General features: G+C 48.6%; 14 protein-coding genes and 1 pseudogene. All 15 read right to left on the bottom strand.

Annotation, left to right across the window (positions count from 1 at the left end):
• Positions 1–84: 84 nt before the first annotated feature.
• Positions 85–306, bottom strand: a pseudogene (locus ACTTHR_RS03670) (AraC family transcriptional regulator); the annotation flags it as partial.
• Positions 307–881: 575 nt separating this feature from the next.
• Positions 882–2,189 carry an acetyl-CoA hydrolase/transferase family protein gene (locus tag ACTTHR_RS03675; RefSeq protein WP_442605230.1) on the bottom strand — a complete coding sequence of 436 codons (1,308 nt, stop codon included), beginning with the start codon at positions 2,187–2,189 and terminating at the stop codon, positions 882–884.
• Between the two features lie 17 nt (positions 2,190–2,206).
• The gene (locus tag ACTTHR_RS03680) at positions 2,207–2,830 is read right to left on the bottom strand and encodes a hypothetical protein (protein WP_442605231.1); all 624 of its coding nucleotides are present in this window, start codon (positions 2,828–2,830) and stop codon (positions 2,207–2,209) included.
• 30 nt (positions 2,831–2,860) lie between these two features.
• Positions 2,861–3,904 (bottom strand): FAD:protein FMN transferase, encoded by a 1,044-nt coding sequence (locus tag ACTTHR_RS03685; protein WP_442605232.1) that lies wholly within the window; start codon positions 3,902–3,904, stop codon positions 2,861–2,863.
• The gene (locus ACTTHR_RS03690) at positions 3,901–4,884 is read right to left on the bottom strand and encodes a glycosyltransferase family 2 protein (protein ID WP_311551728.1); all 984 of its coding nucleotides are present in this window, start codon (positions 4,882–4,884) and stop codon (positions 3,901–3,903) included. The genes ACTTHR_RS03685 and ACTTHR_RS03690 overlap by 4 nt, the downstream gene beginning before the upstream one ends.
• Positions 4,885–4,983: 99 nt before the next feature.
• Positions 4,984–6,063 (bottom strand): SPFH domain-containing protein, encoded by a 1,080-nt coding sequence (locus ACTTHR_RS03695; protein WP_304284624.1) that lies wholly within the window; start codon positions 6,061–6,063, stop codon positions 4,984–4,986.
• A gap of 28 nt (positions 6,064–6,091) precedes the next feature.
• Positions 6,092–6,529, bottom strand: a complete 438-nt coding sequence (locus ACTTHR_RS03700) for an NfeD family protein (protein WP_304284625.1) — start codon at positions 6,527–6,529, stop codon at positions 6,092–6,094.
• A gap of 9 nt (positions 6,530–6,538) precedes the next feature.
• Complete coding sequence (locus ACTTHR_RS03705) at positions 6,539–7,837, bottom strand: MFS transporter (protein ID WP_304284626.1); 1,299 nt, start codon at positions 7,835–7,837, stop codon at positions 6,539–6,541.
• A gap of 148 nt (positions 7,838–7,985) precedes the next feature.
• Entirely contained in the window at positions 7,986–9,386 is a 1,401-nt protein-coding gene (locus ACTTHR_RS03710) for a DUF4270 domain-containing protein (protein ID WP_442605233.1), read from the bottom strand.
• Between the two features lie 105 nt (positions 9,387–9,491).
• Positions 9,492–10,304 (bottom strand): glycogen/starch synthase, encoded by an 813-nt coding sequence (locus tag ACTTHR_RS03715; protein ID WP_442605234.1) that lies wholly within the window; start codon positions 10,302–10,304, stop codon positions 9,492–9,494.
• A gap of 226 nt (positions 10,305–10,530) precedes the next feature.
• Positions 10,531–10,923, bottom strand: coding sequence for a hypothetical protein (locus ACTTHR_RS03720; protein ID WP_442605235.1), 393 nt, complete (start codon positions 10,921–10,923; stop codon positions 10,531–10,533).
• 104 nt (positions 10,924–11,027) lie between these two features.
• Positions 11,028–11,420, bottom strand: a complete 393-nt coding sequence (locus ACTTHR_RS03725; protein WP_040580425.1) for a hypothetical protein — start codon at positions 11,418–11,420, stop codon at positions 11,028–11,030.
• Positions 11,421–11,562: 142 nt separating this feature from the next.
• Positions 11,563–12,072, bottom strand: coding sequence for a hypothetical protein (locus ACTTHR_RS03730; protein WP_442605236.1), 510 nt, complete (start codon positions 12,070–12,072; stop codon positions 11,563–11,565).
• A gap of 246 nt (positions 12,073–12,318) precedes the next feature.
• The gene (locus tag ACTTHR_RS03735) at positions 12,319–12,891 is read right to left on the bottom strand and encodes a hypothetical protein (protein ID WP_442605237.1); all 573 of its coding nucleotides are present in this window, start codon (positions 12,889–12,891) and stop codon (positions 12,319–12,321) included.
• A 7-nt stretch (positions 12,892–12,898) separates the two neighbouring features.
• Positions 12,899–13,885: a cation diffusion facilitator family transporter gene (locus ACTTHR_RS03740; protein ID WP_442605238.1), complete on the bottom strand. Its 987-nt coding sequence runs from the start codon at positions 13,883–13,885 to the stop codon at positions 12,899–12,901.
• Positions 13,886–14,118 lie beyond the last annotated feature (233 nt).

A 14,118-nucleotide genomic window follows, 5' to 3' on the forward strand; every position in this document is an offset into this window, starting at 1 on the left:
TGATGGTGCAAAACTAAAAAAGAGGGATTCGGGAGATGTATCATATCTGAAAAAAAGTGTCTCATATTTGCAAAAGGTTCTAAATCAAATAAATACAAATAAGAAAAAGGCTGTCACCTCAGCTCTTTTTCCTCTTGAGAGTTGCTTCCCTATCTTCTTTTCCTTGGAGATCACCTTGTATTCCGAGGGAGAGATGCCGTAGTAGGCCTGGAAGCTGCGATTGAAAGTAGAGCGAGAATTGAAGCCCGATTGGCATTCCTCCTCGTTGATGTTTTGATTGCAATTTTTGTCAGTAAGGAGACTGCTAACTGACAAAGATTGCTATAGGATTTTGGTTTATTACTCCTATCTGAACAATCCGCCGCAATTTCATCGGATGATTTATTGAGCGATTGAACAGATTCGACAAATGGACTTTCAAGAAGCGAGGAGCACTCCCCTCGGCCGAGACAGTAGTGTTTTTGATGGGAAAAGTGGCCTGGGAGAAAACCCAAACCTCCTATGCAAGATCGCTACCTCTTTTCAAGGATTGGGATGTTCTCAGAGAGCACAATAAAAATAATATCTAAAGGAAAAGTAATGACAAGGAACTCCATGCTAGGATACTACCCTTACACACTTTTCCAGACACTAACAAGAAAAGGGAGACGGCAGGAGGGGGCGGGGACTCTCTCCACCGCCCCACGTCTAGTACCCGGGAGGAAAAAAGAACCCTGCGACAGGGTCACTAGGAGCCTCTGCCGCAGGGCAATCAAGAATATAAATTATGGGGAAAAGAACTTATCAGCGAGAGCAAGAGAGGGCGGACATATCTACCAAGATGATTGTCCCATCTACTTACCCCATGCCAATAAATCTTTCTAAATAGCCGAAAAGAGCGACTACTTACGGAGGTAGGGGAACATGCGACGAGCAGCCTCTTCTAGCTCCTCACGGAAGTCGGGGTGCGCTATGGAAATAAGAGCAAGAGCACGCTCCGCCACCGTCTTACCACGCAAACGCGCAATACCAAACTCCGTTACGATGTAATCGACTTCGTTGCGACCGGTTGTTACCACAGAGCCCTCTTTGAGGACAGGAACAATGCGTGACAATTCGCCTCCGCGCGCTGTTGAGGGCATGGCTATAATGCTGATACCACCTTTAGAACGCTTGGCTCCGCGAAGGAAGTCTACCTGCCCTCCCGATCCACTGAATAGAGAATAGCCGATGCTCTCCGCTGTGAGCTGCCCCGTAAGATCCACTTCGATACAAGAATTGATGGAGACGATATTATCGTTTTCGCCAATAACATAAGGGTCGTTGGTGTAATCCACCGGATACATGGCAACGTCTTGGTTCCCTTGGAGGAACTTGTATAACTCTTGAGAGCCAAAGGTAAAGGCAGAGACCACCTTGCCGGGCAAGAGCGTTTTTGCCTTACCATTGATAATGCCCTTCTGCATGAGTTTCATCACCCCATCGGTAAACATCTCGGTGTGGATACCCAAGTCTTTGCGGTCGTGCAGGTTATTGAGTACAGCGTCGGGGATAGCCCCAATACCGAGCTGTAGGGTAGCTCCATCGCCAATAAGAGAGGCGCAATACTCCCCAATCTTAGCCTCCACGGGGCCAACGGCTCCCCCGGGTACTGTTACGAGAGGCGCATCTTCTTCGATAATATAATCGAGACGCTCTACGGGCACTGCGGTATCTCCGCCCAAGAAAGGCATCTGTTTATTAAGAATCCCCACTACCACCTGTGCCTTATCTACGGCAGCACGAGAGTAGTCGCACGATACCCCCAGAGAGCAAACGCCCTCAGCATTGGGGCGAGAGAGCTGTACTACAGCTACGTCCACGGGGTAGAAACCCTCTTTGAGGAGAGCCGGCACCTCATGGAAGTGACAAGGCAAGAAGTCAAGCAGGCCCTCTTTGTAGGCGGTACGCGATTGCTTGTCCATAAAGTTGATCATGGGGTGTACCTTCTCTTTCATCTCGGGCAAGAGATAGAGAGCCTTCCCGAAGTAAAGTACGTGGAAGAGATTGATATGGGGCATGGTTTCGCGCTGTGCGTACATGGCCTCGATGTAGAGATCTACATGGGCTGCCCCACTCCCAATTACTACGTTTGCGCCCTCAAAAAGCGAGCGGCTCACTGCCTCTTCGGCAGAAACAAGATGTTCTTTGTAATGGTTTTGCCAATTCATATTGTTAAGAAATGGATTTATTTCGTTGTAATAAGCACGTTTGCTCCGGGCATTCCCTCGGCAATATAGCGTTCGAATTCCTCTTTACTTTTGGTGGTAAAGTAGCTGCGATCGCATACCGCAAGGAAGGTCAAAGGCTCTCTATCCAGCACCCAATCGAGCAATTCTGCCATGGAGGGGTCGTTGGGTAGAGCGTAGTACTCTTCGTAAGAGAGTTTGAGGAAGGCGGTATGAAGCCCCACCCCACGCCGATCGACAAGGTAACCTCCATCTAGAAGTAGAGGCGTGAGAAAAGCCCCGGGTTTCCCCAAATCGTAGCGAGAGGGGTAACTAACAACGGTGGAGCCATCAGCAGATAGCTGGATAGGTACCAACTCTCGATAGTCTCCGCGAGTCTTGTAAATAACAATGGGGGCTTGGGCAGCCGCAATAGGGCGTCCGGCACCGATTCTGTCCGGCACAACCTGCCCGGAGGTATTGTTATCCCCAGTCTCTACCGGCATTCCAACGTAGATAGACGAGGGTAACCCAGATTCCTTTTGATTCATCTCTTGCTTTTTCTTTGTCGAACAAGCCCCTAGCAGGATCACTCCCAAGAGGAGAGCTACCATCGGGAGCAGTAGATTCTTTTTATTTTTCATACGAACGGTGGATACAAATTTGAGTAGGGATTATTGTTGATCCGGTGGAAAATTGGCACTGCGACGCACCTCATAGGCCGCCTTTGCCCCTTGAGGGGTTGCTACAATCAGGAGGTACTCCACGGAGGGGATAGCGCGAAGCATTTTCTCGGCACGCTCTGCCCCCAAAGCCATAGCCGCAGTGGCCAAAGCATCGGCGCGGTAGCAATCGGGATGCAGGATGGTGGCACTCAGCACATCGGTCTCGGCAGGTCGCCCTGTGTGTGGGTCTATAGTGTGGGCATAGAGAGTGCCATCTTCGCGCACTTTGAAGTTACGGTAATTACCCGAAGTAGCCACTCCGCCTCGCTCCCCCGGTAGGTCTATGATCATTTCATACTCCTCGTAATGCTCCAAACCTGTGCTATCGAGGACGGGTTTATTGATGCCAATGCGCCAGGGTTTCCCTTCGGGATTCACACCGCCATAGGCAATCTCTCCCCCAATCTCCACCATATAATCTCGGATTCCTTTAGCACGAAGAGCACGAGCCACATAGTCCGAAGCCATCCCTTTGGCAATGGAAGAGAAATCGATTTGCATCCTAGGGTCTGCCTTCTTGAGCGTATCTCCACGGAGCGTTACCTTATCATAGCCGACAAAGGAGAGAATACTATCAATGGCAGAAGCCGGCACCTCACCGCCCTTCCATGGCGAAGGAGAAAAGCCAAAGCCCCACGCATTAACAAGGGGCGCCACCGTTACATCATAAAATCCTCCCGAGAGGCGACCATACTCCTGAGCTGCCGTCAGCAGTTCCACAAAGCCCTCGTTGACAAGCTCCGTACGGTTGTTGTTAATGGCATAGAGCAAGGAGGTGGAGTCGAAAGGGTTGGCGGTATAATTTAGCTCCTGTAAAGCCTGTTCCACCTCAAGGTGTGCCGAGGAGTCGGCTGCGTACTTCATGTGGTAGAGTGTATGAAAGACCTCGCCCATCTCACTGATGTAGGCAGGGCGAGAAGGCTTACAAGCTTGTAATTGCAGTAGTAAAAGAAGCCCCAAGAAGGGCGAAAAACGCAAAAGATTAGCTTTCATTCCTTACCAATTTCTTCCCTTATATTGTATTCGTTGCGGTTACTATATTGCCGGCTTAGCAGCTCTCCCAAAAAGCCGGCGCAGAAGAGTTGTGTACCAATAATCATGGCAGCCAAGGCAATGTAAAAGTAGACTCTATCGGTCACCAGAGGTGCCGGAATCCCCCGCGAGAGGGCTACAAACTTAGTCACAAGCACCACAATGAGTGCAATCATCCCGATTAAGAAAACCAAGCTCCCCCAGAAGCCAAAAAAGTGCATGGGCTTACGACCGAAACGGGAAGTAAACCAAAGGGTAAGCAGGTCTAGGTAGCCATTGAAATAGCGATCCCAGCCGAACTTAGATACCCCGTACTTGCGTTTCGTATGCACCACGGGCTTCTCCGTAATACGTGTAAAGCCGGCATTTTTTGCCAAATAGGGGATATAGCGGTGCATATCGTTGTAGAGCTCGATACTTTTTACCACCTCGTGGCGGTAAGCCTTGAGCCCACAATTGAAGTCGTGCAGATTGCGAATCCCCGAAACGCGCCGTGCCGTGGCATTGAACAACTTGCTGGGGAGGTTTTTGCTCAGCACCGGGTCGTAGCGTTTTTTCTTCCATCCACTGACCAAGTCGTATCCCTCCTCGGTGATGAGGCGGCACATCTCGGGTAGCTCCTCAGGTTGGTCCTGCAAATCGGCATCGAGGGTACAGACAATCCGTCCGCGCGCTCGAGCAAAACCGCATTGCAAGCCGGGAGACTTTCCATAGTTGCGAGCAAAGCGAAGCGCACGCACCTCGGGATATTCGGCCGCCAAGCTCTCAATCTCGCGCCACGAGCCATCAGTGCTACCATCATCCACAAAAATCACTTCGTAGCTGTAGTGAGCAGAAATCATCGTCTGGCGGATGCGGCTATGCAACTCGCGGAGCGACTCCTCTTCGTTGTAGAGAGGAATGACCAAAGAGACCTCTACAGGATATTCCTTATCAGGCATAGAATGGTACAAAAAGCTGCCCACTCTCCTAGAGCCTATTGTCTCCCAAAGAAAAAAAACGGGAGACGAACCTCGGAGGTGGGCAAATGGATTATTCTTTTAGAAATCTAGTGGGTCTGATACCGGCATTGTAGTGGGTTTAGGAGTTGCAGGAGGCACGTTCTTTACCTCCTTAACGAGGGGAGCCAAGGGACCTTTTACCCCACCGGCAATATCTTTGATACCCCCAATGGCAGAGAGGATGCCCGTAGCCTCGAAGGGGAGGTAGACAACCTTGTCGCTCTTGCTGGTACCCATCGTTCCCAAAACTTCGAGATAACGCATCGCAATAAGGTACTGAGCGGGATCTGCTCCGGAAGATTCTACAGCAGCCGTAATACGGCGAATGGCTTCGGCTTCTCCCTCTGCGCGGAGTATCTTTGCCTGCTTTTCTGCCTCGGCAGCAAGTATCTCGGCTTGGCGAGCACCCTCGGCGTGGTTGATAGACTGCTGCATCTTACCTTCCGACTCACGGATAACCGCTTCCTTTTGCCCCTCGGCCGTAAGGATTTGGGCACGCTTATCACGCTCGGCACGCATCTGCTTCTCCATCGCATCACGGATGTCGCGGGGAGGATTGATATCCTGCAACTCTACACGATTGACCTTAACGCCCCACTTGTTGGTGGCCTCATCAAGGATATCGCGCAACTTACTATTGATCGTATCTCGGCTGGTAAGAGTCTCGTCGAGGTCCATTTCTCCGATAACGTTACGCAAACTTGTCTGCGTAAGCATCTCAATAGCCACCGGCAAATTGCTAATCTCATACATAGCTCGCATGGGATCTACAATTTGGAAGTAGAGTATGGCATTGATCTCCGTTACCACATTGTCGCGTGTAATCACACTCTGACGGGCAAAGTCGTATACGGTCTCTCGCAAATCGATATGGGTGATGCTGCTAAAGCGTACTACGGGAGTACCCTTAGAGCTTTGTAGCGTATAACGCCAAGTCATCGGGCGCGCCTTGTCAATAAAAGGCATGATGATATTAACCCCCGAAGAGAGCGTTTTGTGATAGCGACCTAGTCGCTCGATAATCACCGTTTCACTCTGTTGGACAATCGTAAGCCCCTTAGAGATGAAGAAAATAACGAGCAATAAAATAGCTCCTACTACTATAAGCGTACTACTCATATATGTGTGTATTTATTAGGATATGAAACTAACTCTCGAAAGGTTCTACAACAAGTACAATACTATCGTAGCTCACCACCTTTACAAAAACATCTTGGGGGATCTCTAGATCTTCGGCGAGCACCACCGCGGGCCACTCGTCTCCATCAATGGCAACGCGCCCTCCTTGCCGAGAAGAAACCACTCGCACCACTCTTGCTTTTTTGCCGATAAGCGCATCCATCCCCGTAGTAGGGGCTTTCTTGTTTTTGGATAGCCTCTGGAGCAAAGGACGCAACAGAAAAAGTGCCAGCAAGCTACCCAACGCAAAGACAAGCACCTGCCAAACAATCCCTAGCCCCAGCAAGGCCGGGATACATGCCACCAGAGCACCGGCACCAAAGCAAGCCAATACAAAGCCGGGAGTAATGATCTCGGCTGCAAAAAGCAGGATAGAGGCTATAAGCCAAATAAGTGCAGCATTCATTGTTATCTCCTATTTGTGTTCTAGCTTCTTGGGCTGCGCTCCTTGGCGATCGCCCTCGTAGCGGAAAAATATCCAGAAAAGAATCGTGATTACAAGAGCGTAGGCAGCAAAGAAATACCAGCTGGTAGCCCACCCTTCGAGACGTGCTACGGCATCGTGCTCACTCTCCACAAAATAATTAACGACCCACTGCGCCCCCAACGTACCGATGGTGGCTCCAATACCGTTGGTCATGAGTATAAACAAGCCCTGTGCGCTCGATCGCATACTACTATCCGTCTCACGATCGACAAAGAGGGAGCCGGATACGTTGAAGAAGTCGAAGGCCATCCCGTAAACAATCATACTGAGGATGAAAAGCCAGAGCCCTCCGCTTGGATTCCCGGCACCGAGGAGCGAGAAACGAAGCACCCAACAAATCATGGCAATCAGCATAACTCGCTTAATACCGAGGCGCCGAAGAAGGAATGGGATGAGTAGAATACAAAGAGTTTCGGAGATCTGAGAGAGGGAAATAAGCATGTTAGAATGCTTTACTCCAAAGGCCTCTGCATACTCAGGCAGCTCTCCAAAGGCGCCGAGATAGGGGTTGGCAAAACCATTGGTAATCTGCAAATTGATCCCAAGTAGCATCGAAAAGAGGAAGAAAAGCGCCATCTTAGGCTCACGAAAGAGTGTGAAAGCCTTGAGCCCGAAGGCCTCGGACAGACTTTTTTTCTCACCACGAGGAGCCGTAGGGCAGTGCGGCAAGAAGAAAGAATAGAGGAAAAAGAGAATCCCTATCCCGCCCGAGAGGAGGAACTGCAGAGGCGTCTCCTGAAAGCCCAGGGCGTCCACCGCGAGCATACTCACGATAAAACCGATGGTACCAAAGATACGAATGGGAGGGAATGCCTTCACAATATCTTCGCCGGCCTGCTCCAAACCGGAATAAGCCACCGAGTTGCTCAGAGCCAACGTAGGCATATAAAAGGCAACACTGAGCGTATAAAGAGGGAAAAGTGCAGAAAAAGTAGGAGCATCCCCCAGCGATTGTGCTACATAAGAGAGGGCAATCATGGCGCCACCGGCAATGACATGACAGAGCCCCAATAGGCGTTGAGCAGGGATCCAGCGGTCTGCAACAATCCCCATAAGTGCCGGCATAAAGATGGAGACAATACCTTGGATAGAATAAAAAATACCGATTTTATCCCCCAAGCCATGCGTACCCAAATAACGCCCCATAGAGATAAGATAAGCCCCCCAAACGGCAAATTGGAGGAAATTCATAACGATAAGTTTGAGGCGAAGGTTTACGTTTTTCATCGTGCTCTATCTCTTGTTTTTGTCAAGTGCTACTCTCTTTTGTATTCAAACTCCATCTCTCGATGCGAAGCAATACCCCTCCAAAAATACGAGTCTCCCATCGACACCCAAAAACGGCAATCGAGGGAAGACTCGTCAAAGAGGTGGTTTACTCATAGGTCGTATGGATAATCCCCAAACGGATCTTGCTCTTATCTAACTTAATACGCACCCCGGAAGGGAATAAGTAATGCGCCACTCCCGTAACACTGGAGGACGAAGATCCTGATTTCCCTCCCTCTAGGCTTACAGGCACAAGTAACAAGCGAAGGGGTTCCTTTATTTCTATAGAAGAAGCAGTCTCCGACTTATGATTCAAAACATGTCGGGTGATCAACTTACTGATATTACTAAAGTTGTACTCCCTAGACAAGACGCTGTACTCCGACGACAAGAAAGCAATATCGGGTTGTGTGAGGTGCGATTGCCCTGTTTCGAAGAAGTTCTTTACAGAGTCCGCAGGTAGTAGCAAAAGATACTTCGGCGGCTGCAATACAGTACGCCCATGGGCTGGGATATCTACGGGGAGGGTCAATTTGGCTTCATTAAAAAGCCTCTTGGTCTTTTGGTTCCAGCCGGACTTCACCACCTTATTAAGGTCTTCTGTAGTGAGCGTAAGCTCCGTTGCCAGACCCAATGGCGAAGTAATGAAACTGTATGTACTGTTGGGCTTCAAGAGCTCATCTCTATTGGCATGATCGAATTGCTGCGAGAGATAGAGCTGATTGGTATTGGCAAAGCGATACGAAGCTCGCTTGTGATGTATAGAATCTGCCTTACCATCTGCCGTTTTGCCATTCACTGTATAAGTATAGTAGATAAGCAATGCCGTACTATAAACGCTAAGCATGCAGCCCGACCCCGTAGAGGCTTCCACATAAATCCCCCTCAAGAGGTTTTCTTCAAAGGCTTTCTGATTGTCGAAATACTCGGGATGCTGTAGAGTGGCGTCGTAGAAACGCTGACCAATCTCCCTATCCACAGGGATATAGATGTAATGGTCTCCCACCTTATTTCCTGCCTTGTAGCTCCCACTCCCCAGACGTTTAGCCCCTTCGAGATAGGGTTGAATGTCTCCGGAGTAGTGACTATCCGGGAGGGGCTTTGTAACCTCATAAATAGAGGCTTTTGCCCACAAAGTACTATCGCCTGCCCACGAAGAATAACTAATCTCTACTAAGACGGAGTCTATTTTCTTACCCTCAGGCTCGTGTGCAAACTTGAAGCCCGGAGCATGACGCAAGCGCGTAATATACGACGAACGCAGGTCCCCAAAAAGAGGATCGCTAAGCTGCCCCAAAAGTGTATAGGTGGAGCGTGAGTAGATGCTCGGCACCTCCACCGTTTGGGCACTTAGAAGAAATGTATCTGCCTTTGCCGTAAGCACTTCATCTTTCGGCTGTGTAGTAAAACCCACTTTGGAGGCATTGTCGTTGCAACCCGCAAAGACAAAAGCTCCGATGGCGAAAGCTGCGAAGGCAGCCCAGAATGATTGCTTTATTATCCTCATCTATATAATAGATAACTGACCGACTCCCCTACCACACATTCCCTCACAACGGAGGGAGCGAAACAGAGAGAGGGTACTATTTCGGCTGCTAAGATAAGATATTTCTTACTGCAAAAGGCTATTATAGAACTGACGATAATCATCGGCCTGCTCTTTCTGCATACCGGGATACGACAGAATAGGCTTACCGAGCTCCTTTGCATACTTGGTAGAGGTCCATTTCCCGGCCTCTTCTGCAGGCAATATCACACCATCGCTGTAATTTATCGCAATGCGGCGGAGAGCTTCGGGGTCGTAGGCTCCTTGTAGCGGAGCCACCCAATCGTCTTTGAGATTATCGAACGCCAATATATCAAAAAGCTTCTCCGTAATATCTCCTGTCACCTCCGTATCAAAGGGTGTGTAAACCACTTTAGCCTTGCCAATATCGGGGTCGTCTTTGTAGAGCGTGTGCAGATACAAGGGGGCAAGAGCGGCAAACCACCCCGTACAATGGATGATATCGGGGATCCAGCGCAACCTCTTGATAGCCTCAAATACCCCTCGGAAGAAGAATATAGAGCGCTCTGCAGTGTCGTTGCCATACTTTTCCTCTATCCCAAACTGGCTCTTACGTTGGAAAAACTCCTTGTTATCTATGAAGTAAACTTGGATGCGAGTTTGAGGTACCGATGCCACCTTGATGAGTAACTGACAGTCTGTATCGTTGACAATGATATTGATACCCGAAAGACGAATCACCTCATGCAACTGATGGCGACGCTCATTAATCGTTCCATACTTAGGCATAAAAACGCGCACATCATCCCCTGCTTCTTGCACGATTTGGGGGAGCAAGCGAGCAAAAGATCCCATTGGGGTTTCGTCTAAGTAAGGGGTAATCTCCTGAGCTATGTAGAGTATTTTTTTCTGTTCCATAAGCTATAGGCTCATCTGATTTATTGCAAAGATACGAAAAACCTACGTGGAAAACTTTGCCCCTCTAGGGGAGCTTTTAGCCTCTAGGATGCTAAACGGCGAACCACACCTCCACTTATGCGTATTCAAGCCCCGCTCTCTTTCCTTCCCCTTTAAGCAAGAAAAAGGGTGCAGGGAGGCTCTCTTTGCCTCGCACTGCACCCTCAGAGATTTATATACTACTAGGTTACTCTTTCGGCTCGGGCCTAGTAGCAATAAAGGCTTTTATAAGCATGAAAATGGAAGCAAATACCATCAGAACAGGTACTGCAATCCAGAACGCACGTGTGGAATAAGACAAGCACACGAACGCCCCGGCAAAGGCCAACACATAGACAAAAAACAGGTCTCTCCAACGAGGGAGAATCACCTCTTTCTTCCTTTTCTTATCAATGAGAGCAAAGAGCCTTACTACCAAGAACATGAATATAGGAATCGTGGAGAGCCCCACCACTATTGCCATTAGGTTTGGCTCACCTTCTGCGGAGTCTTTGTACCATAAACCGATAAAGAGGGCAATAAGGAGATAGGGTACAAATGTCCAAGTGTACAACTCGTAATTAATTTTCTTCTGTGCCATAACTACATTCTTTTGGTCTATTTATTTTACTACTCTCCTTTGGTATTCTTATTACTTGACGAAGAAATCGCTTTTGATTCTTTATCTTCCTTATTTTTAATAGGCTACTCTTTCGGCTCGGGTCTAGTAGCAACAAAAGCTTTTATAAGCATGAAAATGCAAGCAAATAGCATCAGAACAGGTACTGCAACCCAGAACGCACGTGTAGAATGAGACAAGCACGTCAACGCCCCGGCAAAGCCCAACAGATAGACAAAAAACAGGTCTATCCAGCGAGGGAGAATCACCTCTTTCTTCCTTTTCTTGGCAATAAGAGCAAAGAGCCTCATCACCAAGAATGCGACTATAGGAAGCGTGGAGAGCCCTACCACTATCGCCATTAGATTCGGTTCTCCTTCCGCGGAGGCTTCGTACCAGGATCTAATCAAGGAGGCAATGAAAAGATAGGGGAGAAGTGTCCAAGTGAGCAGCTCGTAATTAATTTTCTTCTGTGCCATAACTATATTCTTTTATTCTGTTTATTTCTTCTATTCTTCCGTATTCTTACCATATGTCAGAGGCTACTATTTCGTTGCCTCATCTCCCTTGTCAGAAAGCCGATCCACATAGACACTTTCCTAGGAGCGGACAACAATTCTATTATTTCACAAAAGGATTTTTTGGACACTCGGAGGGGAGAATCTTTCGACGGGAATACAAATGCCCCTCGGGATGCTCTTCATAAAATCCGATCCGAAGCGTATCTCCACGAACTTCATAGGACTCCTTTATGGCATTATCAGAAGACCACTTGGCGGAGGGGACAAGCATATATATAAACCCATCCTTGGCATAATAAACCCCATCTTTATACCTCACCAACTTAGGATAAAGCTCCCCATCCTCATATACGACGCTAATATCTTCCATAACCCCATTTGGGTGATAACACGTTCCAATAGAAATCCGAGTATGTGTTTTTACAAATGACTCAAAACGCTCGGGATCTACTAGGAGCGATTTTAGTTCTCCATCATCATACCACTCGCCAAAGAGGGCAGGATCTTTAGGTCCATTCTGGACCTTAGGACGTCTCACAAGGTCCACACATGAGGAGAGCAACAAAACTCCCAAAAGAAGGAGAATGAATTGTTTTTTACCACTCGCCATGAATACAGGATCTTTTATTCTGTTTATTTCTTCTTTGAAGCGAGAATCCACGCACGTCGGCAGCCTCAGAGAAGTGCCACCTTTCAGGCAGACTCTCAAATTCAATTGTAGCACAAATATAAATAAATCCGACTAATGAGCAAACATTTTCACCCAAAATCGAAACCACAAATAGAAAAAAGAAAATTATTTTGGAGTTATTTCATCCCCAAAAGAAGAGGAGAGGATAGCCTTCTAGTGGCCTTTTTATCTCTCCTCGGAGGGGAGGGAGGGTAGGCGAAGGGTGTAGGTGGCTCGGTAGCCTTGGGCGTCCGATATTTCGAGCGGAGCGAGAGACGTGGCAGAAACTAGCGGAAAAGGCTCTCCGAAACCACGTATTTCGTTCGCCACCCACAGGCTGATTGTTTGAAAAATATAGGGGAGAATAGAGGTCCCATTCTGCCCAGAAAAAGTTAAGAAATCAGGCAGGGTTTTGGTCGTTAATTCGACCTCGAGCAACCCGGTTAATCCCTGCCCCATATTTTGCTCATCGTCCTGATAGGTTAGACCCAAGGTGCAGTGAAGCGAGGGCTCTTGTGCCAGCAGGTTGAGTTGCCCCATCACCTCTTGGTACAGTTGCTCCGCATGGTCATCACTATAAATAATGGCAGGGAACTCTCCGTCAAAGCCATTCGCGACGAAGAACTCCTGCCATGGGAAGAAAGACAAAGTCGAAAAGAGGGAAAAGTTGGGAGCGTATATATTGTGCGAACCGAAGCCCACTTGCTCCTCCTCTTCCTCCAAAGGCTGTGTTGCACTAGGCGTTATGGGGGTGATCATACGGGCGTCAATCGCAGCAATGCTCCATACCGCAAGGGGTATCCGGAGCGTCCATCTCTATGGTAGCGTGCTGCACTCCGGCCTCTTTGGCAATCGCACGCACACGCTCCTTGAGGGCAAGTACCTCAGTAGGCGAGACGCAGCTCTCGGGATTGAATACCACATGGATGGTAAGCACATGTAGTTCGCCATCGATACTCCAAAGGTGTACATCGTGGGTAGACAAGACCTCAGGCACTTCTGCAATAGCCTGCTCCAATGCCGGCAAATCTATGTCCGTGGGCACACCTTGTAGGAACACTTTGAACGTACCAATAAGGGTGCGAACCACATTAAACAGCACCCAACAAGAGATAGCAATAGAGAGAATAGGGTCGAGAATCGGCAGGTGAACGAAAACCATTACCACACTGACGATCAAGACAGCAGCCCATCCCAATACATCCTCTAGGAGGTGAAGCATTACGGCTCGCTCATTAAACGAATGCCCTTTGCTCACTCTCAGCGCCGCGACTCCGTTTACCACCAATCCAACAATGGCGATAACGAGCATCCATCCGGCCTTAGGCTCTCCGGGTTCGACCAGCCGCCTTGCTGCCGCCGTCAAGACAAAGATAGAGCCCACAATCAGTACCACCGAAATAAAGAGGGCACCTAGAAGAGAAAAACGTTTATAGCCATAGCTAAAACGAGCATCGCGCCCTCGCTCGCTCAACTTCTGCAGATACCAGGCAACTCCCAGCGACAAAGCGTCCCCAAAGTCGTGCAAGGCATCGGAGAGAATCGCGATACTCGAGGTGAAGAAACCGCCTACGAGCTCGAAGAGAGCAAAGGAGATATTAAGCCAAAAAGCGACTTTGATGTTACCCGTTGCGGAGTGGTGATGATGCCCGAGGGCATGGTGGTGCCCATGGTGATCGCCGTGCTTATGCTCATGAGCGTGCTCGTGATGATGCTCGTGACAATCGTGATGAATGTGTTTGTGTTCGTCCATACTACATCCTCCTTTCTGTGATTTCTATAGAGCACAAATATACAAATATTAGAGACTCCTTGTCCTCTTCTACCTACTATTGGGTAAAATAAAATCCCCCAACCCCCTATCAGAAGAGGTACAGCGAATAAGGACAAAAGAGACTTTGGCACACAGAAAAAAGCATTTAGACAGAATTAGAAGACTCTCCCCTAGGATATAAAGCTACAAATCAACATAAAATCCTCAATAAA

This window comes from Porphyromonas endodontalis (genome assembly GCF_052173515.1).
In the GTDB taxonomy this organism is placed as follows: Bacteria; Bacteroidota; Bacteroidia; order Bacteroidales; family Porphyromonadaceae; genus Porphyromonas; species Porphyromonas endodontalis_A.